Here is a 25,170-nt window from a genome sequence, read left to right on the forward strand (position 1 = left end):
AATACCATGAGATGCATGCACTGCAGGGACCAGCTTGTTCTTTGGGGTGAGTTCAAGTAATTTCAATGAGTTGAAGGTAAGGGGTTCCCCCGCGTGGGCGGGGATAGACCCGCGGGCGAAGCGGCAGCCCGCGACGACAAGGCGGTTCCCCCGCGTGGGCGGGGATAGACCCGCGTCCCGTTTTACAGCATCGCCATCAGCCTCGGTTCCCCCGCGTGGGCGGGGATAGACCCCATGAGCCGTCTCGATGCGCGCAGGCCACGGCGGTTCCCCCGCGTGGGCGGGGATAGACCCTGATGGCCGTCGAGCGCCTCGGAAGGCACCTCGGTTCCCCCGCGTGGGCGGGGATAGACCCCGATTTTGACTGGCAAGCTGCGTGGCGTACCTGGTTCCCCCGCGTGGGCGGGGATAGACCCTGTACTACGCAGCGGCCCCGCAGCGCTTGGCGGGTTCCCCCGCGTGGGCGGGGATAGACCCGGCCGGCGCGAGGTCGACGCGGTAGCGCTATCGGTTCCCCCGCGTGGGCGGGGATAGACCCTTAAAGCTCTTGACCTGAGCCATCTTTCACTCGGTTCCCCCGCGTGGGCGGGGATAGACCCGATCAGGGCGCTGGTGGTGTTCATGGGATCAGGGTTCCCCCGCGTGGGCGGGGATAGACCCGATATCGGGCAGTCTCTGGCGCTCGGCATGTCGGTTCCCCCGCGTGGGCGGGGATAGACCCCGCGCGAGCGCACGGACGCGCGCGGTCAGCGTGGTTCCCCCGCGTGGGCGGGGATAGACCCGATCGCACGGCCGGCGTCCCGGCCGAGGATTTGGTTCCCCCGCGTGGGCGGGGATAGACCTAAATCGCGAGAAGTGGCACTGACCCGCCGTTTGGTTCCCCCGCGTGGGCGGGGATAGACCCCAACAGTCTCCATAGGCGCCGGGCTCGATGGCGGTTCCCCCGCGTGGGCGGGGATAGACCCAGCGGGCGGCCCATGCCTTGCCCGTCGACGCCGGTTCCCCCGCGTGGGCGGGGATAGACCCTTGATATCTTCCGCGATGTCGCGGAATTCATCGGTTCCCCCGCGTGGGCGGGGATAGACCCTGCGGCCTAAGAAGCCCCCGGTCTTGGACTTGGGTTCCCCCGCACGGGCGGGGATAGACCCGCCCAGAAGCAAATACAGAAACCGCACTTTGATTATTTAATAAAATGCGATTTACGGACATTCTTGGGGTGTCTGACACTCAGGCCCAAGAGGGACACCATGAGCTTCAAGCTCTATCTCCCGGCAATATCTCACGATCCGAAGGTGCCCATAATATGACCCCCTCAGAATTCTCAGCCCTTCGTAAGGCATTGGGCTACACCCAGGCGCAGCTTGCGGAAGCCCTGGGCATGGGCCGCCGCACCATCATCGACATCGAGGCCGGCACCACCCCTGTCCGGATCATCCACATTCTGGCCCTGGAGCGCCTGTCGCTTACCGCGGCCGTGGAACATCGCGACCCGATGCGCGCCACCGCATCCGTCCGCCGCGAAGCTCTCGACATCACGGCCCTGATCCGTGGCGAAGCCTGACCGTTCCGCTCCCGCATCACCGGTTCTTCCGCACACGCAAGGGCGAGGGCGGATCCGGCCGACCGGACCCGCCCGTACCGTGCGACCTACCGAGGGCGTCGGCGCCTCAGCCGCCCGGCAGAGAGAGGATGGTGCCGCCGCCCGGGGCCTGCAAGATGAACCCGGCTGCGGCGATCTGCGGCTCTTGGTTGCCGGCACCTGGTTTCCGCCTCACATGATCTGATCCGGGGGAGCATCGCCATGCATTACGCCTATCCCATCGATCTCACCCCGGAAGCCGACGGCAGTGCCGTCACCGCCCAGGCGCCGGATGTTCCCGGTGTCACCACCTGGGGGCACGACATGGCGGACGCGCTCCGCAATGTGGCGGATGCTCTGGTGGCAGGGATCGAGGTCTGGATCGGGCGTGGTGACCCGATCCCCATGCCGTCGGCACCCCGGCCCGGTCAGGTGATGGTGGACCTGCCGCCGCTGGTCGCGGCGAAACTCGCCCTTCATGACGCCATGCGGGCACAGGATATCAGCAAGTCCGCGTTGGCCCGCCGCATCGGTGTGGATGAAAGCCTGGTCCGGCGCCTGCTCGACCTGCGGCACCGTTCGCGGCTCGATCAGCTCGAACGCGCGCTCGGCGTGGTCGGGTTGCGCATACAACTGCATATCATTGCCGTCTGACGCCCCGGTTATCGGGCGGCAGGTGCTCTGAAAGTCAGACGACAGGTCGGGCATTTCGCGTAAACTGGTGGCGGATGCCTTACATGTTCAGGTCGGATATGACATCGACGCAGCTCGCCCCCTGGGGGAAGGCGGATACCAGAGAGGGCGTGCGCCATCATCTCGCCCATCACTGCATGGATGTCGCGGCCTGTTTCGAGGCCATGACCGCTCTGCCCGTCCTCAAGGCACGGCTCGATGCCGCAGCCGGGTGGCGGCTCTCCCCGATCGTGATGGCCAGGCTGGCGGTGCTTTGCTTCCTGCATGACGCCGGCAAGTTGAGCCCGGGATTTCAGGGCAAGGGCTGGCCCGATCTGACCTGGCCCGTGCCGCGGGGCGGGCATGTTTTCGAAGGCGCCGGAATCTTCAGCCGCGGCCCGCTTGAACCGGCGGGGACCGAATTGATGGCGGATCTGCTGGCCTCGTGGGGGGAGAGTACCGAGGCGCTGCTCCTGGCCTCCATCTCTCATCACGGCCGCCCGTTCCGGCCGCCGGAGAGCTGGGACACCCCCTGGCCGCCCGTGAAGACCGCGCAGGGCATCTATGATCCGCTGCAATCGGCCCGGGAGATCGGGGCGATGCTCCGGCGCTGGTTTCCGCTGGCCTGGCCCGAGGGTGGGGAGGATCTGCCCGACCGGCCGGCCTTTCAACATTTCTATGCCGGCCTGGTCGCCCTGGCCGATTGGATCGGGTCGGACCGGCGCCTCTTTCCCTTTGTGGACGCGCTGGACCCGGCCTATGCCGCGCGGGCCCGGCATGTGGCCGCCGATGCCATGGGGCGGATCGGTCTCGATGTGCAGGGTTTGCAGCCGCTGGTCAGCGACCGGACCAGCTTCACGCATCTGACCGGCTTCGATCTGCCGCGCCCGGCCCAGGCGGCCGCGGCCCGGATCGACGGCGATGAGCGGCTGGTGATCCTGGAGGCGGAGACCGGGTCGGGCAAGACCGAGGCCGCCCTCTGGCGGTTCATCCGGCTGTTTGAACGCGGCGCGGTCGACAGCCTCTATTTCGCCCTGCCGACCCGTGCTGCGGCCGTCCAGCTCCATCGCCGCGTTCAGAAGGCGCTGGACCGGGTGTTCGGGGCGGCGGCGCCCGAGGCCGTGCTGGCCGTGCCGGGCTATATGCGCTCGGGCACCGCCACCGGCATGGCGCTGCCCGACTGGCGCGTCCGCTGGGATGATGAACAGGATGCCGATGAAGGGCGGCTGCTCGCCCGCTGGGCGGCGGAGAGCGGCCGCCGGTATCTTGCCGCCATGGTCGCGGTCGGTACCGTCGATCAGGCGATGATGGCGGCGCTCAAGGTCAAGCATGCCCATCTGCGCGGCGCTGCCCTGGCCCGCAGCCTGCTGGTGATCGACGAAGTGCATGCCAGCGACGCCTATATGACCGGGATCCAGACGCGTCTGCTCGATCATCATCTGGAGCGCGGCGGCCATGCCCTGCTGATGTCGGCAACGCTTGGTGCCGTGGCCCGCAGCCAATGGCTGAAACGGCGCCTGCCGGACCTCGACCAGGCAGTGGAGGCTCCCTATCCGGCCGTCTGGCGCAACACCATCCAGGCGCCCGAAGCCGTCCCGGCCGATGGTCGGCCCAAGCAGGTCTCGATCAGCCTGATGCCGGGCATGGAGGCGGCGGCGGTTGCGGCGGAAGCGCTTGCCGCCGCCCGCGCCGGCGCACGGGTGCTGGTCATCCGCAACACGGTGGATGCCGCCGTCGATTGCTGGACGGCGATCCGTGACGCCCAGGATGCAGACCGTGGGGCCGAAGACCAGGAGACCCCCGACCAGGAGACCCCCGACCTGCTCATGCAGCTTGCCGGCGGCCCGGCCCTTCATCATGGCCGCTTTGCGGCCGAGGATCGGGTTCTGCTCGATCAGGCGGTCGAAGCCGCCCTCTCCCCCGATGACCGCCGCCCGGGGGGCGTGATCGTCATCGGCACCCAGACATTGGAACAGAGCCTGGATATCGATGCCGATCTGCTGCTGACCGATCTGTGCCCGATCGACGTGCTGTTGCAGCGTCTCGGCCGGCTGCATCGCCATCTGCTGTGGCGGCCGGCGGGGTTCGAACGGCCCCGCTGCCGGGTGATGGTTCCAGCGGACGGCCTCTCCCCTCTGCTGGCGCCGGCTTTCGAGAACGGTCTCGGCGGCTGGGTGAAGGATGGTGTTCTTCAGGGGATCTATCGCGACCTGTCGATCCTGGAGCTGACCCGCCGTCTGATCCTCGATCATCCGGTCTGGGAAATCCCGGCGATGAACCGCTATCTGGTGGAACAGGCGACCCATCCCGATCGTATCGACCGCCTCCACGGCGAGGGAAATGATGACCGCTGGGCGCGGTATCGCAATAGGGTGACCGGCGCAGACATCGCGAAGACGCTCGGCGCCGGCATGGTGACGATCCGGACCGATCAGGACTGGCTGGATCTGGATCCTTTCCCGGCCAAGGATGAAGAGCGCATCCGCACCCGCCTCGGCGAGGAAGGCGCCCGGATCGTGTTTCCGGAGCCGGCTCCCGGGCCGTTCGGGGCGCTGGTGTCGGAGGTGGTGCTGCCGGCGCATTGGCATGGGCCGGATCTGCTACAGACTCCCATGATCGATATCGAACCGACCGGTCTGCGCATCAGAACGGGTGACGCGGCGCTGCTTTATGACAGGCGCGGCGTTTATAAAGAAAAATAGTTATTGATTAGATCATATATGCATGAATAGGATCGTGACAGAATATGAACCTGTCACGCCGATCGGTTCCCCGCTTCTGCGGGATAGCCCTTATTTCTCTTTGATCGAACGGTTTCCCCGCCTCGGTGGGGCACACCATTCGGAGCCTTACGCTCATGCCAAATCTCCTTGAAAACGAAGTCTTTACCGTCAATCCCCTCGGCCCCTGCACCCTGCCGGGTCTGCTCGCGGCACTTGGAGCCGACGAGGTGGACGATCTGCCGGCGCTCCGGCCACATCAGGAACCGGCCCTGCACATGACGCTGGTGCAGATCGCGGCTCTTGGCCTGCATCAGGCGGGGTTGACGACGCTGCCGGCGGATGAAGAGGGCTGGCGGGTCGTGCTGCGTGGCCTGACGCCCGAGCATCCGGACGATGCCCCCTGGTGTCTGGTGGTGGCCGACCCGGCGAAGCCCGCTTTCTTTCAGCCGCCGGTGCCGGACGGGCTGGTGCTGAAGAACGAGGTTCCGACGCCCGACGGGATCGATCTGCTGATCACCTCGCGCAATCACGATCTGAAACAGGCTGTCGCCCGGCGCCATGCGGCGGAGGACTGGGCCTATGCGCTGATCTCGGTCCAGACCTCGGAAGGTTATGGCGGGGCCGGCAATCACGGCATCGTCCGGATGAATGGCGGGTCGTCCTCGCGCCCGATGCTCGGACTGGCCCCCTTGCCCGACGGGCATGCCGCGCGCTGGCCGCGGCTGGGGGCCCGGTTCCGGCGGGATGTCGAACGCCTGCTGGCGACGCGCGATCAGGCGCCCGAGATCGGCGTGCTCTATCCGGCATCGGGCGGGCTGGGTCTCACCTGGACGGCCCCCTGGCCGGAAGGCCGGCAGCTTGCGCTCGACCGCCTCGATATCTGGTTCGTCGAGGCGTGCCGGCGTATCCGGCTGGAGCCGGCCGGCGACGGGTTTCGCGCCCGCAAGGGCACGTCCAAGGCGCCCCGTATCGACGGCAAGCACATGAAGGGCATGCTTGGTGACCCCTGGGCACCGGTGCATGTGGTCGAGCAGAAGAGCTTCACTCTTTCCAGTGGAAATTTCGACTACGAGACGCTGGTTAAACTGCTGCTGCCGGAGACCTCGCAGGAGTGGCAGCTCCCGCTCCTGGCACGTCCCTCCGAGGCCGAGAAGAAGCAGACCATGGCTGTGATCGCGCAGGCGCTGTCGCGTGGCAACAGCAAGACCGAAGGCTTCAAGTCGCGGATCATCCCGCTCAGCGGCAAGGTGGCACGGGCATTCGGGCGTGGGCCGGCGCATGAGGATCTGGTCGTCCTTTCCCGGGCCCAGGTCAAGGACATCGACGATATGAGCCAGGCGCTCCGCAACGCCCTGGTCCTGGTGGCGGCGGGCGGTGATCACGAGCGGATCAAGAAGGAAACCTACGAATACACCACACCGGCGCGGGCGGCGCTGCGTGACGTTGCAGACGGGCTGTTCTTCGAGCACCTCTGGAAACGGTTCGAAGCCAGAACCGATGCCGGCGGCAAAGCCGACGGCGATGCCGCAGCGGAGGCCGCCCGGCAGGCCTTCGTGACGGCGCTTCATGATCACGCGGTCCGGATCTTCGAGGCGGCATTGCCGGAGATCCCGTGCCCGTCGATCCGGCGACCACGGGCGGAAGCCAGGGCGCGGGAGCTGTTCAGTGCCGGGATGCGCAAACGTTTCCCCTTCATCTCCACCAGCCCCAGCCCCAGGGATGACGATGATGTCGCAGCCTGACACTTTCGCGGCGCAGGTCGCGACGCTGTCCGCTCAGCTCCTGAAATTCGACGGCGGCGACCGGGCCGCCCTCCGCCGCATGGAGCCGGACACGCCGGCCCCCCCGGCCTATTGGCGGCTGGTGACGGTCGCGGGTTTCATCCACTGGTCCGAGGAGAAACAGGCGGTTCTGCGCCGTGTCGTGCGGCAGATGGCCCTGCTGGTGCCGGCGGGAGAGACCGACAAGGTCACCCTCCACAAGACGGATCGTCCTCTGGGCGCCGTGCTCTGCGATGGCGGTGACGGTGAATGGGCCTCCAGAGGCGGCGCCCCCCAACCGGTGATATCGGAAGACCGTCTGGCCCGGTTCCTGGCGATGCCGGCGCGCGGACGGGGCGATGCGCTCGACCGGATGTTGCGCGGCATCGCTCGCAGGCGCAGCCCCGCTCTCGGCATCGATTGCGGCGAGCTGCTCATGCTTGCCCTGCGTCCCGACGACACCGCCCGGCTCAACGACATCGCCCGCGACTATTACCGCCGTCTCGACCAGGCCACCCGTTCAGCACAGCAGAAAGCGACTGCCTGATGTCCGCGCCCCGTTTCATTCAGATCCACAGCCTTCATGCCTATACCGCGGTCCTGCTCAATCGCGATGACAGCGGCCTCGCCAAGCGTCTGCCCTATGGGGGTGTGATGCGGACCCGGGTTTCCTCGCAGTGCCTGAAGCGGCACTGGCGGATCGAGGAAAGCGACCCCCATGCGCTGGCGAAGCTCGACGGCTTCGTCGACTCGTTCCGCTCCCGCGAGCTGGTGACCAAGAAGGTCCTGCGGCCGCTCGACGGACGGTTTCCGGCCGAGGTCGTGAAGGCCCTTGAGGCCGAAATCCAGAAGGCGGTCTATGGCGACAAGGGCGCCGACCGAAAGAACCGTCAGACGCTGCTGCTGGGTGCGCCCGAGATCGACTGGCTGGCGGCAGAGGCCGTCCGGCTGGCCGAGGCTGCGGCAGGTGATCCGGCCGAGGCCAAGGCCGTGGTGACCGAGTGGGCGAAATCGGTGAAGGACAATCTGAAGGTGCTGCGCGAGCAGACCGCGCTGCCGGGCGGGCTCGCAGCGGCTCTGTTCGGGCGGATGGTCACCTCCGACCCGGCCGCCAATCTCGACGCCCCGATCCATGTCGCCCATGCCTTCACCGTCCATGGTGAAGAGACCGAGAGCGACTATTTCACCGCCGTCGACGATCTTTGGGAGCCGGGCCAGGATCATGGCGCCGACACCATCCAGGAAACCGAGCTGACCTCGGGCCTGTTCTACGGCTATGTCGTGGTCGATCTGCCCCTGCTGATCAAAAATTGCGGCGATGATGCGGCCCTGGCCGGCCGTGTAGTCGAGCATCTGGTGCATCTGGTGGCCGAAGTGTCGCCGGGGGCCAAGCTGGGCTCGACCGCGCCCTATGGCCGCGCGGGGCTGATGCTGATCGAGGCCGGTGACCGCCAGCCGCGCAGCCTGGCCGGGGCCTTCCGGACGGCGCTGTCCGGGTCGGATCTCGACCAGGCCATCACCGCCCTCGATGACGAGCTGGGCCGTATGGATCGGGCCTATGAGACGGGGGAGGCGCGGTGCCATCTTTCCCTCGGCGTGGCTTTGGCGGCGGGCGGCGAGCAGGGCTCGCTCAGGACGATCGCTTCCTGGGCCGGGGAGCGGGTCGTGGATGCAGCACCGGAGGCTGCGGCATGACGCCGGCCGGCCATGACTGGCTGGTGCTGCGGCTGGAAGCGCCGATGGTGGCGTTCGGTGGGGTGGCAATCGACCAGGTCGGTGTCACCCGTGACTTCCCGGCAGCCTCGATGCTCACCGGTCTGATCGGCAATGCCCTGGGCTGGCACCGGACCGATACGGCCCGGCACCAGAACCTGCAGGACCGGCTGATCTTCGCGGCCCGGCGCGATGCGGAACCGGTGCCGGCGCGGCTCACCGACATGCAGAATGCCCAGCTCGGCAAAACCGATCGCGGCTGGACCACATGGGGCCAGCCGGAAGGCCGTGACGGGGCCAGCTATGCGGCCCCCCATCGTCGCCAGCGCGACTATCTGGCCGATCTCTGCGTCACCGTCGTCCTCCGGCTTGCGGATCGTCCGGAGGATCGGGGGCCGGGGGCGGACAGTCTTCACATCGAGGAGATCGAGGCGGCCTTCCACCGGCCGGCCCGGCCGCTGTTCATCGGCCGCAAGCCCTGCCTGCCGGTCGGGCCGATCGCGCAGGGGCGGGTCAAGGCCGCCACGGCCCATGCTGCCCTGGGATGCGTGCCGGCGGTGTACACCTCCGGGGACTGCCGGGCGCTCTGGCCGGTGGGTGACGGCCCGTCCGACCGGCCGGATGCCGACCGTGTGGTGGCGCTCGCCGATCTGCGCAACTGGCTGACCGGCCTGCATGGCGGCACCCGGATGGTCGTGGAAGGCCGGGTGACGGCACAGATGGCGCCGGCCGCCGTGCAGCAGGGGGGCGCGCCATGACCGATCTCCACTTCATCCGGCTCACGCTGCATCTCGATGAACTCGGCCGCTGGGCAGCCGGGCGCGATCGCGGCTGGGCCGGCCGGGGCGTGCGCCAGACCTTCGATGAAGGGCGTGCCCTGCACCATCTGCTGGCCGAGACCTTCGGCCAGGGGGTTCTTCAGCCGTTCCGCCTGTTTCCGATGGCCGGCGGAGAGCGGGGCAGTCTCTATGCCTATGCCACGACCGATGCCGCGGCCCTGACCGAGACGGCCAGGGCCTGCGCCATGCCCGAGATCGAAGCGGTGGTGGATCTCGACCGGATCCAGGGCAAGCCGATGCCCGGCCACTGGACAGCCGGACGTCGGTTCGGCTTCGATGTCAGGGTCCGGCCGGTGCGTCGGATTTCCCGGCCGCTGCCGCGCGCCGATGGCGATGCCTTCGCACCCGGTGCCGAACTCGATGCCTTCCTGGTCGAGGCCCTGCGCCGCTTTCCGGAAGGCGCCCGGGACGAGGCCATGCTCCGGGCCGGGCGCAGCCGGGAGGCGGTCTATGCCGACTGGCTGGCTGAACAGATCGGCACTGCGGCGCAGCTGGAGGCGGGAACCCGGCTCGCCGGCTTCGAACGCCGCCGCCTGGCCAGGACCGGCCGGGCGCCGGAGGGGCCGGATGCGATCCTCCATGGCACGCTCGTGATCACCGATCCCGAAGCCTTCGCCGCACTGCTCGCCCGCGGCCTCGGCCGGCATCGGGCCTATGGTTACGGCATGCTTCTGCTCAGGCCGCCGGGCCGGGACGGGTGATCTTATGCTCAGCGGTCGTCTGGGGCTGGAGAAGGCCCGCATTCCGCATCTGGACCGGCACGGCCTGGTCTGGCTCGATCGTGGGCGTCTGGAGGTGGAGGATGGCTGTCTGCGCTTCGTGACCGCCGGCGGCGGTGAGCTTGCGGCGGGGGATTACCAGATTCCCCATCAGGCGATCTCTATCGTGCTGCTGGGGCCTGGCTCCAGCGTCACCCATGATGCCCTCCGCCTCCTCGCCCGCCATGGCTGCGCGCTTGCAGCTATTGGCGAGGGGGCCGTGCGCTTCTATACAGCGCCGCCGCTTCTGCCCGACAGCTCCGCCGTCGCCCGTGCCCAGGTCGCGGCCTGGGCCGATCCCGCGCGCCGGATGGAGGTTGCGCGGGCGATGTATGCGCTGCGCTTCGGCGAGATCGTGCGGACCCGCGACATCGATGTCCTGCGGGGGCAGGAGGGCGCGCGGATCAAGCAGAGCTATGCGCTGGCCGCACAGCGCTTCGGGGTATCATGGCACGGGCGCCGCTACGACCGTGCCAATCCCGAGGCGGGAGACCTCCCCAACCAGGCGATCAACCATGCCGCAACGGCGATGAGTTCAGCCGCCGCCGTTGCTGTGGCGGCCGTCGGCGCAATTCCGCAGCTGGGGTTCATTCACGAGGATTCAGGGCAGTCCTTCGTCCTCGATATCGCGGATCTCCATCGTCACGATCTTGTGCTGGAGATTGCCTTCGGGGCCGCCCGGGATGCGCTCAAGACCCATGATCCGATCGAGCGGATCGTTCGCCGGCGGGCCGCACAGCTCTTTCGGCAGAAATCGGTGATCCCGCTGATGATCGACCGCATCAAGAGCCTGCTCGCGGTCGATGCCCAAGGGAAAGATGCCCAGGCTAAAGATGATCAGGCGAAAGATGCTCAGGCGAAAGATGATGAACGTGTGAAGGATGACCTCCGCGTAGAGGATGACGGCTGATGCCCATGGTCGTGGTGGTCACCCGCGATGTGGAGGGCCGATACCGGGGATTTCTCGGCTCCGTGATGCTCGAACTGTCACCGGGGGTTTATGCTCATCCGCGCATGAATGCCGGCGTCCGGCAGCGGATCTGGTCTGTGCTCGAAGAGTGGTACGGCCATCTCCAGCGGGGCAGTATCGTCATGACCTGGGCCGACAGCGCCGCCCATGGCGGCCTGGGCCTCAGCGCCCTCGGGGAGCCGCCAAAGGACATCGTATCGCATGATGGGATGCTCCTGGTCCGGCGCCTCTTGCGGAAGGGGTGATCGCCAGCTCTTTTGATGAAGTGAATGATTTCAAGGAATTGAGGGTCAGGGGTTCCCCCGCACGGGCGGGGATAGACCCGGCGCCATCTCGCCCATATGGCCACTCAGACGGGTTCCCCCGCACGGGCGGGGATAGACCCCGAAGCCGGCATTGAAGAGTACCGGTGGCGCAGGTTCCCCCGCACGGGCGGGGATAGACCCGCGGACGCCGATCCGGCCCCGGCCAGCTATGTGGTTCCCCCGCACGGGCGGGGATAGACCCGTGTTGGGGATCTGCTACGAGACCCGCAAGACGGTTCCCCCGCACGGGCGGGGATAGACCCGCCTTGAGGCTGCCAAGGGTGCGGCTCTCGATGGTTCCCCCGCACGGGCGGGGATAGACCGTCGCCCAGGCCTACACGACATCGCCGCTGTCCGGTTCCCCCGCACGGGCGGGGATAGACCCTGCGCCGCCTTGCGATACTCGCCCTGGTCCAGGGTTCCCCCGCACGGGCGGGGATAGACCCGGACGCTCAAGCACGACCTGCCATACCGGCAGGGTTCCCCCGCACGGGCGGGGATAGACCCGTCCGGGGGGTCAGTCCTCGCGGTCGCTCCAGGGTTCCCCCGCACGGGCGGGGATAGACCCCGCAATGCTTGAGGGTAAGATTACAGGTTCCCCCGCACGGGCGGGGATAGACCCTTCGACGAGCGCACAATCATCGCTGAAAACGTGGTTCCCCCGCACGGGCGGGGATAGACCCGTCGCAGATGCCATGGGGCGCAGAGAAGATCAGGTTCCCCCGCACGGGCGGGGATAGACCGCATTTGCAGCGCAAGAGGGCCTTCGGGGGCCGGGTTCCCCCGCACGGGCGGGGATAGACCTAGTTCGCGGGTCCAGGACGTTGTCCGCACGCCGGTTCCCCCGCACGGGCGGGGATAGACCCCTCGCCTATGGCGCAGCCGTGCGTGCGGCGCCGGTTCCCCCGCGCGGGCGGGGATAGACCCGCCCCGCTGTCCGGGACGTCCGGCATGGCGATGGTTCCCCCGCGCGGGCGGGGATAGACCCCCGGCGCTGCTCGACCCGACCGGCTATACCGCGGTTCCCCCGCGCGGGCGGGGATAGACCCATCCGCAGCTCTTACATGGCCGGCCGGCTCCGGGTTCCCCCGCGCGGGCGGGGATAGACCCTCTGACGATGCGGCTGCGCGGGCCTATGTGGTGGTTCCCCCGCGCGGGCGGGGATAGACCATACCGTGCAGCTGGACCGTGCCCGTGTTGCCTGGTTCCCCCGCGCGGGCGGGGATAGACCCTTTTGATGTGGCGGTGGCCGGCCGCGGCTGGCGGTTCCCCCGCGCGGGCGGGGATAGACCCTGCGGCATTGTGCGTACTCCGTCAGATGCCGTGGTTCCCCCGCGCGGGCGGGGATAGACCCATGGAGCCGCATACGATCGTCTCCCGCACAGTGGTTCCCCCGCGCGGGCGGGGATAGACCCTATGGGCTGAACTGACTGGCAAGAGCGAACCAGGTTCCCCCGCACGGGCGGGGATAGACCCCGGAGCCGCCTGCGGCGCCTCAAGCAGCTAGGGGTTCCCCCGCACGGGCGGGGATAGACCCTGGGACTGGTACGCCCCGTCGGCTGCGACCCAGGCGGTAAACTCATAAATTCGCTTGGCGTTTTTTGGCAGCTGTGATTCAAGGCTTCCGAATGAGGGAGCTTTGAATGACGCGCCGCCGCTATGAACTCACCGACCACGAATGGTCGATCATCTCGCCGCTACTGCCAAACAAGCCGCGCGGTGTTCCTCGGGTTGATGATCGTCGCGTTCTGAACGGCATTCTCTGGCGCTTCAGAACGGGTTCCCCCTGGGCGGAAGTTCCAGAACGCTATGGCCCATCGACCACCTGCTACAATCGCTTCGTCCGCTGGCGGAAGGCCGGTGTCTGGGATCGATTTCTCGAAGCGGTTTCCAAGGCTTACGACGGCGATATCGTCATGATCGACTCGACCTGTGTTCGCGTTCACCAGCACGCGGCCACGGGAAAAAGGGGGATGGAGACGATGGCGGCATGGGACGTTCCCGTGGCGGGCTCACCAGCAAGATCCACGCGCTCGTCGATGCCGAAGGCCGTCCTGTCACCCTCCACCTGACCGCCGGTCAGGTGGCCGACTGCACCGAGGCCGAAGTGCTGATCGACAACCTTCGCGAAGGCGATATCCTGCTGGCCGACAAGGGCTACGACAGCAACGCCATTCGCGCCAAGGCTGCCGAGCGGAAGGCCTGGGCCAACATTCCGCCGAAGACCAACCGCAAGGGTAGCTTCGCTTTCTCCCGCTGGGTCTATCGGCAGCGGAACCTCGTCGAACGGTTCTTCAACCGGATCAAGCAGTTCCGCGGTATCGCCACTCGCTACGACAAGCGACCGGAGAACTATCTCGCCGCCGTCAAGCTCGTGGCCGCGAGGATCTGGTGCCTGAGCTTATGAGTCTACGCCCTAGTTTTTTGCCAGAATGCATATTCATACTTAGTATTTTGTGACATTTTTAAACCGATGTCGCGTTCGGATTTTCCAAGATTCGCTAAGCCATACTTTGTGTTTTGAGGAATATATGAACCGCGGGGAGTGCTGGAAGAGACTGCCGTTGAAAGGCGAGACTCTGCCCTCGCCCCGGGCTTAAGCCGGGGAGGGTGATACTTTGGGGGGCGGCCGCCTTTGCGGCCATTTTCACGAGCGCTGGCTACCTTCGCGGGGCTCTACGTACGCGGCCTCCGGCCGCGCCGAGCTGAGCGGCCATCCAGCGCTTGGATCCGAGCTGACCAGCCATGAGGCCGGACACATAGAGGTCTGCATCGAGCCGCGGCCAGTGAAGGCCCAGACCCGAAGGGGTGATTTCGATGACGGCGAGGTCTTCCGGCGCGGCGCCGGCCAGGCCCTCAGCCAGGCGCGGCGGAAAGCTGATCTGCACCTCAGTGTTGAGCTTGACCACCACACGCCCCGTGCGCCGATCGTAGCGGGCGGCCACGGCATAGCCCGCCTGACGATGCTCCTGGGTGCGGATCTCGGCTTGGGGGAATGCTTCCTCCGAAAGGGTCATGTCAGGCAATGTCCATCGAAGTTTCACGTTTGCCACGGCTTGAGCGAATTTCTGCATCTCCGAATATCACATCACATATATGTTGAGTTTATGCAGAAGTTTCAGACCTTTACGAACTTGACGAATTTATCGAAGTTATCCATATAAGATCCAACGGAGGTTGGATCATGGCAGCTCCTAAATCAAAAACGGGTACGCGCAATGGCGCGGGCCGACGGCTGGCCGGAGAATCGCCAAAGGGAACTGCCGGCTTCAAGCTGCAGTTTCCTGCCGCGGCATCCAAGCAGTTTACCAGTGCTCCCAAGCAGATGAAGGCACTCCTTCAAGTCTATGGGGACGCTATCGCGCGGAGCCGTCGGGCCGGCCGGCCCGTGAGTTTTCGTGTCGATGTCGACCCCGAAGGTAAGACCGTTGTGACCCCGGTCGAAGACACGACCACTGGGTCGGAAGTCGCGAGGGAAAGTGCCGCAGCACCGGCCGGGGATCTCGAAGCGGCCCTGGCTGCGGCGCGGGAACGTGGGCGACTGCGTGCGGCTGAAATCCTGAGGGGCGAGGATATGTTGAACGCGGATGCATTCGCCAAAATACTCGGAACAACCCGGGTGACGGTGAATACAAAACGCCAGAATGGCCAGATCCTCGGCCTTGACGGTACCAAGCGCGGCTTTCGATTTCCTGTCTGGCAGCTGGATGCGGAGGGTAAGCCTTATGCTGAACTGGCCGCACTGCATGATCTGCTCGGCAGCCCTTGGGCGATCTACCGCTTCTTGATGCAGCCGCATGGGGAACTTGACGGGTTGACCGGGCGTGAGGCCCTGGAGCGTGGGGAGGGGGATGCGGTGCTGGCGGCGGCCGAGAGTGTCGGGAGAGATTTCCGCTAAATGGCGAAGACTCCCCCACCGAAAGGCTTTGCGGAGGCGCCCCTTCGTATCTATGAAGTGCCGTCTGGTCAGGTATCTGGTCGTATCTATCTGGGGCGCTATCCCGAACCACTCGGTTACGGCAAGACACCGAACCGCTTCAGTGACCCACGGCGGCGGCGTAAACCCGCCAACCGGTTTGGTGTGCTGTATCTCGGCGAGACCGTGAAGGTATGCTTCCTTGAAGCGGTCCTCCGAGATCAACGCGACGGCACGATCGGCGATCAGCCGAGCGGAATGTCTGAATTATATGACCGCCATTATGCGGAAATCGAAATTGCGAACCCACTCGCAATGGTCGACCTGCGTGATGACGGCGCCATTGTCATGGGTGTGCCGACTGATGTTGCAAAGGCGTCAACTCAGACGCTCGCCCGGGCTTGGTCCCTGGCGTTCTACGACCATAAGGACGAACCAGACGGGATTACTTATCCCTCGCGGCTTAACGGCCATACCAGCCTGGCTGTGTTTGACCGTGCCATAAGGAAGCTCCGGGTCAGGCAGAAGATGCAGCTGATCGGTGCGCCGGGGCTGGCGAGTGTGCTGGATGATTTGAAAGTCGCTCTCGTTGATTCCTGACAGCCGAGCCGCGATCGCACGCCCCACTGGCGGCCGGGGTCGGGCCCCTCATCAGCGTTTCTGTTCGGTCGATCTTCTCCCGCCCCTCCACCCCACCCGGCCTGCCCGCCACTCCCCCCCTCATCGCCGCCGCCGGCGATCCGGCCCGGCTGCGCTTCCTCGAATTCTTCGTCGCCCGGATCCGCAACCCGCACACCCGGCGTGCCTATGGCCGGGCGGCCGAAGACTTCCTCACCTGGTGCAGCGGCATCGGGCTGACCGCGATCGGTCAGGTTCAGCCGCTGCATGTCGCGGCCTGGGGCGAGCTTCAGGGCCGGCACTTCGCCGCGCCGACCGTCAAGCAGCGCCTGGCCGGGCTGAAGCATCTGTTCGACTGGCTGGTGACCGGCCAGATTCTGCCCGCCAACCCGGCCGCGGCGGTGCGCGGCCCGGTGCATCGGGTCAAACGGGGCAAGACCCCGGTTCTGGAGGCGGCCGAGGCGCGGCGGATTCTGGAGGCGATCGACGTCTCAACCCCGATCGGGCTGCGCGACCGCGCCCTGATCGGGCTGATGGTCTACAGCTTCGCCCGGATCGGTGCGGCCCTGGCCATACGGGTGGAGGACGTCTATGTCCAGAACCGGCGCCTCTGGGTGCGGCTGCACGAGAAGGGGGGCAAGCGTCACGACATGCCCTGTCACCACAATCTCGATGCCTGGCTGCACGACTATATGGAGGGTTGTGCGCTGGCGGGTGACCGGCGGAGTGCCCTGTTCCGGACCATCGCCCGTGGCACCGGCCGGCTGAGCGACCGGGCGATGCAGCAGGCCGATGCCTATGCGATGATCCGGCGCCGGGCCGCTGCGGCCGGGATCGAGACGCCGATCGGCAATCACAGCTTCCGGGCCACGGGGATCACCGCCTATCTCAAGAACGGCGGCACGCTGGAAAAGGCGGCGACCATGGCCAACCATGCCTCCACCCGCACCACCCAGCTTTATGACCGGCGGCTGGATGAGGTGACGCTGGATGAGGTGGAGCGGGTCATGCTCTGACCGCTGCTGCCCGGGCCTCGGACAGCAGGCTTTCGGCCGCGATCAGGCAACACCAGGCGTCGGCGAGCGGGTCGTGGGGGCGATCCTCGACCGGCAGTTTCAGGCCGGCCTTTTGCAGGTAGGACCGGGCCGCACGCGGATCCTCCCCCGCTGCCAGCAGCAGCGTTGCCAGATCGTGAAGCGGGAAGGGGGCCTGAAATTCGCGGGTTGCCAGATCGCGCTCGACACAGCGGCGGAACAGCCCGGCTTCGACCGGTGCGGCGCAATGGGCGATGCAGACCAGATCCTCGTCGCCGGCCGCCCCGACCTCTGCCCGATAAAACAACCAAAAGTCGTCGAGCAGCGCATCCAGCCCGTCATGGGTGCAGGGAATATCGGTCATCACCGGGATGACCTCGCGGTCTACCCAGGGATCGACCGGCCCGATCAACGGGCACCGGCCCAGAAAGACGGCGGGCGTAGCGCCGCCGCCACGCGCCACCGCCGCGATGGCAAAAGGCGCGCCATAAAGCCCGTTGGTTTCCGCATCTACAGCGAAGATGCGACGCTGCGCAGCTCGCGCATCAGGCGTAAACATGTGGCATCTCATTCATATGCGCGGCATGATGTGACGATAATGCAATCATACGTGGACCACCGCCATGGCGACATCCCCGGAGGGCCCCGGGCCCGGCCAAGCCTACTACATCCGGATGGAGTGCGTGAATTTCAGCGCGGTCCTTTCGGATACCGAGGATCTGAGCACCATCCGCGGCAGCGGCCTCGCCATGCTTCATGCCATCGAATACGCGGCCAAGGCCCTGAAGGAGCTGACCCGGGGCGCGGTCGAGCAGGTGACGACCGGTGCATCGGTGGGGGTGTTCCGGGTGAGCGCGGCGGATGAGGCCGATGCCTGGACGGTCGCCCGCAATCTGCGGGCGCGGCTGACGGCCCATGCCCCCGCGGCATCCAACGATGAGGAGAGTGAGCCAGCCAGGCCGCTTCCGGGCGCCATCGATGAAGACGAGCTTCTCCGGGTCCTGGACCATCTGAGCATCCTGACGGCCGCCTGTGCCGACACGGCGGACTTCCGGGCCGATATGGAAACCCTGCTGGCGCTGATCCGTTGGCAGCAGCAGCAGGCCCCCTCGCTGGTCCTGCCTGCGGCGGGGACCAGCTGGGACAAGACAAAGCTGATCTGCCCGAACGATCATACCCGGCTTGCGGATACCTGGATCTTCCGGCGCAAGGACGAGGGCTCCGGCCCATATCCGGCGAGCCGGAGCGTGCGCGACCGCCATGCCTATGGCCGTCATTATAAGCAGACGCTTTATGATCGGGTGATCCACGGCACATCCTATCTGAAGGACGGCGGCTCTCGCTTCGGGCGGCCCAAATATGCCGACGAACTCGCCGATCTGGCCCGCCGGCCCGACGAGGCCCTCGATGGCAAAATGGCCGTGCTCTATGCCGACGGCAACCGGTTCAGCAAACAGATCCGCGACCTTGTGAAGGCAAGCGATACCCCGATCGAGACCCAGAAGGCGATCGACAAGGCGCTTCAGGGCTGGCGCCGTGACCTGTTGAAGAAGGTGGTCAAGCTGATCAGGCAGGATGACCCGACCTATCCCCTCAGGCGGATCGAAACCCTGCTCTGGGGCGGGGATGAGCTGATCTGGGTGCTGCCGGCCTGGCGGGGGTGGGAGGTGGCTGCGCTCTTTGCCGAGCATATCCGCAACAGGGCGGTGGAGGGGAAGGGCAGGTCGATGGACGTGCCGGAGAAGGATGGCTGGTCGATGGACATGTCCCATGGTCTGGGCATGGTGTTCTGCCACTATGATGCGCCGATCAACGGCATCCGCAAGCTGGCGAAAAAGCTGGCCGACGATGTCGCGAAGGCAGAACGGACAAGCACCCGTCTGGCGGTCATGGTGCTCGAATCCTTCGATGCCGTCGGCCAGGACCTGGAGGCGCATCTGACCCGGACCTATGGAACGGCGGGCATCACGCCGACCGCCATGTGCCTGACGGCCCCGCAGGGGGCAAGCTGGAACGACGTGCCGTGCGCCGTGGCGGCGATGAAGAAACATCTGCCCCGTCGCCGGCTGCATGCCCTGGCCGATGCCCTGCTTCATCACGGGCCGGTGACGCCGGAGACCGACCGGGCCTGGGGTCGGTTCTGGCGCGATCTGGATGCACCGGCCGAGGCGGCGATCCGCGAGGCTGCGGAGACGCTGGGGAGGTGCTGGGGGTTCGATGCGCAGGGAAAAGACGCCCGGCTCTGGCTGCATCTCGACATGCTCTGGGACTATCTGGCCCCGGACGTACAGGACATGGCGGAGGTCTGAGGGCCATGGAGATCAGCCGTTACGAGTTGAGCCTGACGGTCGCCGGACCGGTTCTGCCCCGCGCCACCGCCATCGGCCGGCCGGGTATCCACACGCCGATCCTGCGCCAGGGCGACCGGCTGGACGGCCTGCCGGTCATTCCCGGCAGCCATGTCGCCGGCAAGCTGCGCGAGGCCTGGGCCCAGCTGGCGGAGATTGCTCCGGATCAGTTTACCGATATCGACACGCTGTTCGGGGCCCCGGGCTTCTCGCCCGACGCGGCCGTGGAGGGGCCGGCCGGGCAGCGCAAGCGGGTGATCCTGCCCGGCGATCTGGTGGCGGACCATGCCGGCCGTCCGGACGGGCGCCGGACCCGGGTCAAGATCAGTGACGAGACCGGGACGGTCGAGCGCGGGGCGCTTCAGGTCCTGGAAGCCCCCTATGCCCCCGGTGACAAGGTCACCTTCACCGGCGCGCTGATCATTCTGGGTAATTCCGACGAAGCGCCCTATGCGGCAGAGATCGCCGACCGGCTGCGGATCTGCCTCAACTGGATCCTGCAGCTGGGCGGGTTGCGCGGCGCCGGCTTTGGCCGTGTGCTGACGGCGGAACTGAAGGAGGCGAACGGCAAAGGGCAGGGCGCCCTGCCGGAAGATGCCGACCGCCTGCGGTTGGTTCTGGCCTTCGAGACCCCGTTCTGCATTTCGGAGCGGCCGGTCTATGGCAACATGTTCCATTCGGTGGATCATGTGGCGGGGCGGGTGATCAAGGGCGTGCTGGCCCGGCTGATCTCTCACACCCATCCCGAGAGCGGCGTGATGGCGCCCGTGACGCCGCCGATCCTGACCCGGCTGCATATCGGCCAGGCCGAGCCGGTGTACTGCCCCGGTACCACCGCGAAAGAACGGCTTGAAGCGGCCGACGGCCTTTCGGGCCGGCGGCCGCTGCCCTGCCCGGAATCGCTGGCGACGGCGGGCGACGAGGTGGTGGTCGATCTGGCCGAAGAGACCGAGCCGGTTCTGATCGACAGCATGGCGCCATCCCACCCGACCGACTGGAAGACCACGCCCGACGCCGTCAGGGCGATGATGCGCAATGGTGCCGATCTCGGGTCGGCGGGCGGGAAGGCGGTGGGCCGGGTGATGCGGGTGCGCACCGCGATTTCGCCCGAGCGGCGCCGGGCGGCGCGCAGCCAGCTTTTCGGCCAGGAATGCTGCCGGGTGGAGGATCATGTCTGGCTGGGCCATATCGACCTCTACGGCCTGGATCAGGATGAGCGCGGCCATGTGCGGGCGGCCCTTGCCAATCTTGCCCGGACCGGGCTGGTCGGCATCGGCAAGACCGATGCCACGGCGCTGATCCGGGTGGTCCCGGAGAGCCTGCCCGCGGTGCCGGTTCCAGAGGTCGGCCGCCCGATCCGGATGCTGATCGTGACCGAAACCCTGCTCTGTCCACCGGATGTGCTGGGCCGGCATCAGGGGCTGGCCGAGTTGCGTGCCGCCTATGCCCGCGTGATCGACGAGCTGTCGGGCGGCACGCTGCGCCTGCACCGGGCCTTCACGACCGAGGCGATGCGCGGCGGTGCCTTCCATGCCCGCAAGCGCCCGCCAAAAACGCAGTATCGGCCCTGGGGCGTAACCCAGCCCGGCAGCCTGTTCGTGATCGAGCCGACCGGCACGGGCGACGCCACCCCGGTGCTGACGCGCTGGAGCCGCATCGGCCTGCCGGTGCCGCCATCGGTGCTCAAGGACTATGAGCTGGACGGGATTGCGGCCGATCAGCTGTGGAACCATTGCCCCTGGTTGCCGGAAAACGGCCATGGCGCGGTGGTCTTCGACCCGCCGCGCCCCGAAGGCCATCTGCAGGACCGGACACGTCTGACCCCGATCCACCTGCCCGACGGCCTTTGGGAGATGCCCGACCCCGATCCGGCACGGACCTCTGCGGGAGGTGACGCATGACCACAAAACCCGCCTTCGGGCCGCGCTGGCTGATCACCGGCCGGCTCCGGCTCACCTCGGAGCTGCATCTGGGCACCGGCGAAAGCCGGCCCGACGATGCCCTGCGCGGCCCCCGCATGACTGAGGACGAGACCCCCGACATCGCGCTGGTCGCCGGCAGCGACACCGGGCGTCCTTACATCCCCGGCACCTCGCTCAAAGGTGCGCTCAGGGCCTGGATCAATCGGCATCTGGCGCAGCTGGCACCCGACGGCCTGATCACTGACGACTGGCAGAAGGACGTTTTCGGCCATGTCACCACCCGCAGCGATCGGTCCGGGGAGGAAGATGACGGCCTGGGCGGCCGGGTGATCATCGGCGATGCCGAAGTCAGCGCCACGCAGACGATCCAACCCGCCCGCGAGGCCCGCATCGCCATCGACCCGCGCACCCGCACCGTCGACGGCCGCCGCCTGTTCCACCAGCAGACCCTGCCGCCGGGCACGGTTTTCAATATCCGCGTGGTGATCGAGACGCCGCCTGCGGAGGACGGGCGCCAGCTCGTGCCCTCAGCCGAAATCGCCCAGGCCCTGCTGACCGCCTTCAACGGCTTCGACACCGGCCCCGAAGAGACCCGCATCCGGCTGGGCGCCGACAAGGGTATGGGCAAGGGGGCGGCGGTGTTCGAGCTGGGGGAGGTGCGGTGTTATGATGCGGAGGTGGTCAGAGCCTGGATCGCGGCAGGCGCCACCGAAAGCTGGGATCGGTCGGATGTGGCCGCAACAGCGGCACGCCGGAGCGCGGCAGCGCAACTCGATCATGAAGCCGCAAGCTGGGTGCCGGTAAGCGATCTGGCGACAACCCCCTGGTCGGTGATCATCGATCTGGACCTTCAGGTTACGACCCGCTTGATGGCGACAGATCCGGAAGCGACGAGACTGCAGGCGGAACGTCGCGCCCGGGGCGAAGAGGAGGGTCCCTTGACCCGCGAGACCCGACGCGACCCGGAGGGGCGGCCGGTGCTGCTGGCAACATCCCTCAAAGGCGCGCTCAGAGCCCGGGCCATGCGGATTCTAACCACGCTCTTTGCCGGTGATCACACCAGCCATCGCCTGCCCGATGGCGCGGCACAAGTGGCAAAGGACGTGTTCGGCTCAACCGGGCGACGCAGTCGTCTGCGCATCGGCCCGATGCGGCCGACGGCCGAGCCGGTTTTTGCCATCCAGGAATTCATCGCGCTCGACCGCTTCTCGGGCGGGGGGGCCACCGGCCGGAAATTCCGCAGTCGGGCTGCGGAAGCCCCGGGCTGGGATGTCCCGCTCATCCTCGATCTGGACGGACTCTCGCCGACACGCCGGGATGCCGCCTTTGCCCTCGTCGTCCTGGTGCTGAAGGACCTGATCGACGGCGATATGTCCGTCGGTCATGGCACCGCCCATGGCTATGGCCGGACCGGCGGAAGTCTGCGGGGCCTGCGGATCGGCGGCTCCCTTGCGGCTGAGGATGGCTGGCAGGATCTTGCCCTGACGGACGGGGCCGCCCGCGACCCGTTCACCGCCGAGATGTTCCGTCTGTTCGTCACCCGACAGGCTCTGCCTGCCCTGCGGGCAAGTGGTGGAGACCGATCCGCACCCGTCGTGAAAGGGGCATGATATGACCGACCCCAAGGCCCCTTTCATCAACAATTATCAGTTCGTTGATCCGGCCGAAGCGCCGCGGGGCGATGCCCGCGACCTTCTCGGCACATACCCGACCGCCAACCAGATCGCAGCTGCCGGCGCCGATATCGGCGGCCTGACACATGATCGCTGGGTGACCGGCCGCCTGTCCGGATATATCGACTGCCGCCTGACGGTTGAAACCCCGCTCGTGCTGGGGGGCGAGCAGACCCGCCCGGATCGTGGCGACTATGCGACGGTTGCGCCGTTTCGCCTGCATGGGGAGATCGCGCTTCCCGGCAGCAGCCTGCGGGGCATGATCTCCGCCGTCGCCGAGATCGCCAGCGGATCTGCGCCGCGCATCCTGGACCGGCGCGAACTCCTGTCCTATCGCGTGCCGCTGCGCGATGCGCTTTCCGCGGTCGGGCGGATCGAGGCGGGACCGAACCAGTCTCTGGTCCTGCGGCCGCTTGCCCTGCCGACCTTTGCGATCGATACCAACTTCGAGATCCAGGGCTGGGCCGCCTTCCGGCGCAAATGGGAACGCGCCTTCAATAGCTGGCGTCTCAAGACCTATTTCGGGGATGGTGACGGCGATCGCGCTTATGGGCGCCTCCGCGACCAGTATACCGATCGGACAGCCACGACATCTTTCGAGCTGAGCAACCGGTTTACGCCTCCATCCTTCGACCGCCCGCCGACGATCACAGCGGACAGAGACGATAAGATATGGATGGAGACCCCCGCGGGCCGGATGCGGATCAAGGTCAAGCTGTCTAAGGGCAACCGCGGCGGCTTTGTCCTGGGGCTGTGGCCGCCGGATGACCGGCGCACGGGGCGCCCGGAACTCCCGCGGCCCGCGGGCTCCCAATCGGCGCGGCCCGGCTGGGTCCGGTTGCTGGAACGCGGTGAGGATACGCCCAAGAGCAAGACGCATGATCTCTTTGTCGATGCGGCCACTCCGGAAACGCCGGCCCTGCCGCTCGACGATGATGTGCTCCGTGATTTCAAAGAGCTTGCCCGCGAGGCCTGGCAGGCATCCGAGGGGGTTCATCCGCGCAATGCCAATCGCGACGATCCCGATTTCCGGCCGCGCCCCGGCGATCTGGTGTTCTTCGACATGAGCCCGGATGGCAGACGGGTGCAGGAGATCACCTACAGCAGCGCCTGGCGGCGTGCGGCACGCCATGACGCGGATGATGCGGGCAGCCACCAGTTTGCCGATGTTCATCACTTCTTCGAGCAGGCAGAGCGTCGCGCCGGCCGGCGGCTGCGGCCGCTTTCCCCTGCCACGGCCGATGCGCGCATCAGCCGGGCGGAAGCCCTGTTCGGCTTCGTGGCCGATGCCGACCGCGAGCAGCCGATGCCCGAGGCCGGGGGTGACGGCCGTGGCAGGGCCTATGCCGGCCGGGTCGCCGTTGATTTCGCAAGGCTTGAAGATGCCGGGGCAGGCGATGCGGTTCTGGAAGCGCCGGTTGTGCTGCGCATCCTGTCCAGCCCGAAACTGCCCTCGTCCGAACTCTACTTCCACGAGGCGGGCGGGCGGATCACCGACGCGGCGCTTGCCACCAGCAGCCACCGACCGAACGGTATCAAGCGCTATGTTCATGACCGCGCCGTCGATCGCAAGCCGTCGCAAACCGATGCCCTGGGGCGCCGCCGGACACCCGGTCGCTGGCACAGCGGGCAGCAGGACGCCGCCGCCGATGATGCCCGTGAGCAGAAGCTGAGGGTCACCCCCATCACGCCGGAAACCCGTTTCACCTTCCGGGTCCGATTCGACAATCTGGACCGGCATGAGCTGGAGCTTCTGGCCTATGCGCTGCGCCCCAACGCATCATTCAGACACAAGCTTGGCCTCGGACGGGGCATCGGCCTGGGGACCGTCGAGGTCGAGCCGCTTGAGCTGGTGCTGATCGATCGCATCGGCCGTTACACCGACCCGTTCACCGACCACCAGAGCCGTGCCATTGCGGCAGACGCACAGGACGAGCTTGCGCCGGATAACCTCGCCAAAGCCTGGCGTGACAGGTTTCAGCGTCATCTTCCCGAGACCGCCAAGGCGCTGGAGGCTCTTGGAAAACCACCTTCCGGCGGGCTCATGGTCATGTCTCCCCGGACATCCGCTCAGCCCGTCCATGGTGAGGAGGAGACCTTTAAGTGGTCGGCTGACAACAAAAAGAGCAACAGCGGTCGGCGTCAGGTTCTGGGGCCGGTAACCGGGGGCGCGCTGCGTACCCTGTTGCCGGATCCACCACCTCTGCGCCCTCGCGACCAGCCTGGCCCTCGCGGCCCTCAGAATCCACAGCGGTCGCGCGATCGTTCACCTCCAGACCCTGCTCCTGAGCGCAAGCCAACAGCCCTGGAACTGCGCCGAAAGCTTCTCGGCCGCTAACC

General features: G+C 66.9%; 19 protein-coding genes, 1 pseudogene and 2 CRISPR repeat arrays. Of the genes and pseudogenes, 18 read left to right on the forward strand and 2 right to left on the reverse strand.

Annotated elements, in window-relative coordinates:
* Positions 1-82: 82 nt before the first annotated feature.
* Positions 83-1,148: a CRISPR direct-repeat array (repeat unit 29 nt; unit sequence GGTTCCCCCGCGTGGGCGGGGATAGACCC).
* A 155-nt stretch (positions 1,149-1,303) separates the two neighbouring features.
* From P7L68_RS00960 to P7L68_RS01010, 11 genes and pseudogenes are all read left to right on the forward strand, one after another.
* The gene (locus P7L68_RS00960) at positions 1,304-1,561 is read left to right on the forward strand and encodes a helix-turn-helix transcriptional regulator (RefSeq protein WP_371999126.1); all 258 of its coding nucleotides are present in this window, start codon (positions 1,304-1,306) and stop codon (positions 1,559-1,561) included.
* A 240-nt stretch (positions 1,562-1,801) separates the two neighbouring features.
* Positions 1,802-2,233, forward strand: coding sequence for a type II toxin-antitoxin system HicB family antitoxin (locus P7L68_RS00965; protein ID WP_371999127.1), 432 nt, complete (start codon positions 1,802-1,804; stop codon positions 2,231-2,233).
* 83 nt (positions 2,234-2,316) lie between these two features.
* Entirely contained in the window at positions 2,317-4,953 is a 2,637-nt protein-coding gene (cas3, locus tag P7L68_RS00970; protein ID WP_371999128.1) for a CRISPR-associated helicase Cas3', read from the forward strand.
* Between the two features lie 155 nt (positions 4,954-5,108).
* Positions 5,109-6,716 carry a CRISPR-associated protein Cse1 gene (locus tag P7L68_RS00975; protein ID WP_371999129.1) on the forward strand — a complete coding sequence of 536 codons (1,608 nt, stop codon included), beginning with the start codon at positions 5,109-5,111 and terminating at the stop codon, positions 6,714-6,716.
* Positions 6,703-7,281 (forward strand): hypothetical protein, encoded by a 579-nt coding sequence (locus P7L68_RS00980; protein ID WP_371999130.1) that lies wholly within the window; start codon positions 6,703-6,705, stop codon positions 7,279-7,281. The genes P7L68_RS00975 and P7L68_RS00980 overlap by 14 nt, the downstream gene beginning before the upstream one ends.
* Positions 7,281-8,429: a type I-E CRISPR-associated protein Cas7/Cse4/CasC gene (gene cas7e, locus P7L68_RS00985; protein ID WP_371999131.1), complete on the forward strand. Its 1,149-nt coding sequence runs from the start codon at positions 7,281-7,283 to the stop codon at positions 8,427-8,429. Before P7L68_RS00980 ends, cas7e begins: the two co-directional genes overlap by 1 nt.
* Positions 8,426-9,205: a type I-E CRISPR-associated protein Cas5/CasD gene (cas5e, locus tag P7L68_RS00990; protein ID WP_371999132.1), complete on the forward strand. Its 780-nt coding sequence runs from the start codon at positions 8,426-8,428 to the stop codon at positions 9,203-9,205. Before cas7e ends, cas5e begins: the two co-directional genes overlap by 4 nt.
* Positions 9,202-9,987, forward strand: a complete 786-nt coding sequence (locus P7L68_RS00995; protein WP_371999133.1) for a type I-E CRISPR-associated protein Cas6/Cse3/CasE — start codon at positions 9,202-9,204, stop codon at positions 9,985-9,987. Before cas5e ends, P7L68_RS00995 begins: the two co-directional genes overlap by 4 nt.
* A 4-nt stretch (positions 9,988-9,991) precedes the next feature.
* Positions 9,992-10,954: a type I-E CRISPR-associated endonuclease Cas1e gene (gene cas1e, locus P7L68_RS01000; protein ID WP_371999134.1), complete on the forward strand. Its 963-nt coding sequence runs from the start codon at positions 9,992-9,994 to the stop codon at positions 10,952-10,954.
* Positions 10,954-11,259 (forward strand): type I-E CRISPR-associated endoribonuclease Cas2e, encoded by a 306-nt coding sequence (cas2e, locus tag P7L68_RS01005; RefSeq protein ID WP_062766044.1) that lies wholly within the window; start codon positions 10,954-10,956, stop codon positions 11,257-11,259. The genes cas1e and cas2e overlap by 1 nt, the downstream gene beginning before the upstream one ends.
* 50 nt (positions 11,260-11,309) lie before the next feature.
* Positions 11,310-12,856: direct repeats of the CRISPR family, unit length 29 nt; unit sequence GGTTCCCCCGCACGGGCGGGGATAGACCC.
* Between the two features lie 106 nt (positions 12,857-12,962).
* A pseudogene (locus P7L68_RS01010) lies at positions 12,963-13,726 on the forward strand (IS5 family transposase).
* 253 nt (positions 13,727-13,979) lie between these two features.
* Here the strand turns inward: P7L68_RS01010 and P7L68_RS01015 are convergent.
* Positions 13,980-14,393, reverse strand: coding sequence for a DUF2442 domain-containing protein (locus P7L68_RS01015; protein ID WP_371999135.1), 414 nt, complete (start codon positions 14,391-14,393; stop codon positions 13,980-13,982).
* Positions 14,394-14,503: 110 nt separating this feature from the next.
* On the opposite strand from P7L68_RS01015, the gene P7L68_RS01020 reads away from it, so the two are divergent.
* From P7L68_RS01020 to P7L68_RS01030, 3 genes are all read left to right on the forward strand, one after another.
* Positions 14,504-15,217, forward strand: a complete 714-nt coding sequence (locus P7L68_RS01020) for an XRE family transcriptional regulator (RefSeq protein ID WP_371999136.1) — start codon at positions 14,504-14,506, stop codon at positions 15,215-15,217.
* Positions 15,218-15,835, forward strand: a complete 618-nt coding sequence (locus P7L68_RS01025; protein WP_371999137.1) for an RES family NAD+ phosphorylase — start codon at positions 15,218-15,220, stop codon at positions 15,833-15,835. It begins immediately after the preceding gene.
* 71 nt (positions 15,836-15,906) lie between these two features.
* Entirely contained in the window at positions 15,907-16,869 is a 963-nt protein-coding gene (locus P7L68_RS01030; RefSeq protein WP_371999234.1) for a tyrosine-type recombinase/integrase, read from the forward strand.
* Here the strand turns inward: P7L68_RS01030 and P7L68_RS01035 are convergent.
* Positions 16,859-17,446 carry a hypothetical protein gene (locus P7L68_RS01035; protein ID WP_371999138.1) on the reverse strand — a complete coding sequence of 196 codons (588 nt, stop codon included), beginning with the start codon at positions 17,444-17,446 and terminating at the stop codon, positions 16,859-16,861. The genes P7L68_RS01030 and P7L68_RS01035 overlap by 11 nt on opposite strands.
* Positions 17,447-17,561: 115 nt before the next feature.
* Here P7L68_RS01035 and P7L68_RS01040 point away from each other — a divergent pair, with 115 nt between their 5' ends.
* From P7L68_RS01040 to P7L68_RS01055, 4 genes are read left to right on the forward strand one after another with little or no spacing between them, the layout of a single operon-like run.
* Entirely contained in the window at positions 17,562-19,196 is a 1,635-nt protein-coding gene (locus tag P7L68_RS01040) for a hypothetical protein (protein WP_371999235.1), read from the forward strand.
* 5 nt (positions 19,197-19,201) lie between these two features.
* Positions 19,202-21,136, forward strand: coding sequence for an RAMP superfamily CRISPR-associated protein (locus tag P7L68_RS01045; RefSeq protein ID WP_371999139.1), 1,935 nt, complete (start codon positions 19,202-19,204; stop codon positions 21,134-21,136).
* Positions 21,133-22,767: an RAMP superfamily CRISPR-associated protein gene (locus tag P7L68_RS01050; protein ID WP_371999140.1), complete on the forward strand. Its 1,635-nt coding sequence runs from the start codon at positions 21,133-21,135 to the stop codon at positions 22,765-22,767. Before P7L68_RS01045 ends, P7L68_RS01050 begins: the two co-directional genes overlap by 4 nt.
* A 1-nt stretch (position 22,768) precedes the next feature.
* Positions 22,769-25,168 (forward strand): TIGR03986 family CRISPR-associated RAMP protein, encoded by a 2,400-nt coding sequence (locus tag P7L68_RS01055; RefSeq protein ID WP_371999141.1) that lies wholly within the window; start codon positions 22,769-22,771, stop codon positions 25,166-25,168.
* Positions 25,169-25,170 lie beyond the last annotated feature (2 nt).

This window comes from Tistrella mobilis, from assembly GCF_041468085.1.
Lineage (GTDB): Bacteria > Pseudomonadota > Alphaproteobacteria > Tistrellales > Tistrellaceae > Tistrella > Tistrella mobilis_A.

Excerpts from the sequence above, each read along its gene's own strand:
- P7L68_RS01040 (WP_371999235.1), top strand. The coding sequence starts at position 17,562 with ATGGAGTGCGTGAATTTCAGCGCGGTCCTTTCGGATACCGAGGATCTG.
- P7L68_RS01055 (WP_371999141.1), top strand. The coding sequence starts at position 22,769 with ATGACCGACCCCAAGGCCCCTTTCATCAACAATTATCAGTTCGTTGAT.
- P7L68_RS01020 (WP_371999136.1), top strand. The coding sequence starts at position 14,504 with ATGGCAGCTCCTAAATCAAAAACGGGTACGCGCAATGGCGCGGGCCGA.
- cas1e (WP_371999134.1), top strand. The coding sequence starts at position 9,992 with ATGCTCAGCGGTCGTCTGGGGCTGGAGAAGGCCCGCATTCCGCATCTG.
- P7L68_RS00960 (WP_371999126.1), top strand. The coding sequence starts at position 1,304 with ATGACCCCCTCAGAATTCTCAGCCCTTCGTAAGGCATTGGGCTACACC.
- P7L68_RS01050 (WP_371999140.1), top strand. The coding sequence starts at position 21,133 with ATGACCACAAAACCCGCCTTCGGGCCGCGCTGGCTGATCACCGGCCGG.
- P7L68_RS00975 (WP_371999129.1), top strand. The coding sequence starts at position 5,109 with ATGCCAAATCTCCTTGAAAACGAAGTCTTTACCGTCAATCCCCTCGGC.
- P7L68_RS00995 (WP_371999133.1), top strand. The coding sequence starts at position 9,202 with ATGACCGATCTCCACTTCATCCGGCTCACGCTGCATCTCGATGAACTC.
- cas3 (WP_371999128.1), top strand. The coding sequence starts at position 2,317 with ATGTTCAGGTCGGATATGACATCGACGCAGCTCGCCCCCTGGGGGAAG.
- P7L68_RS01035 (WP_371999138.1), bottom strand. The coding sequence starts at position 17,446 with ATGTTTACGCCTGATGCGCGAGCTGCGCAGCGTCGCATCTTCGCTGTA.
- cas2e (WP_062766044.1), top strand. The coding sequence starts at position 10,954 with ATGCCCATGGTCGTGGTGGTCACCCGCGATGTGGAGGGCCGATACCGG.
- P7L68_RS00980 (WP_371999130.1), top strand. The coding sequence starts at position 6,703 with ATGTCGCAGCCTGACACTTTCGCGGCGCAGGTCGCGACGCTGTCCGCT.
- cas5e (WP_371999132.1), top strand. The coding sequence starts at position 8,426 with ATGACGCCGGCCGGCCATGACTGGCTGGTGCTGCGGCTGGAAGCGCCG.
- P7L68_RS01015 (WP_371999135.1), bottom strand. The coding sequence starts at position 14,393 with ATGCAGAAATTCGCTCAAGCCGTGGCAAACGTGAAACTTCGATGGACA.
- P7L68_RS00965 (WP_371999127.1), top strand. The coding sequence starts at position 1,802 with ATGCATTACGCCTATCCCATCGATCTCACCCCGGAAGCCGACGGCAGT.
- cas7e (WP_371999131.1), top strand. The coding sequence starts at position 7,281 with ATGTCCGCGCCCCGTTTCATTCAGATCCACAGCCTTCATGCCTATACC.
- P7L68_RS01045 (WP_371999139.1), top strand. The coding sequence starts at position 19,202 with ATGGAGATCAGCCGTTACGAGTTGAGCCTGACGGTCGCCGGACCGGTT.
- P7L68_RS01025 (WP_371999137.1), top strand. The coding sequence starts at position 15,218 with ATGGCGAAGACTCCCCCACCGAAAGGCTTTGCGGAGGCGCCCCTTCGT.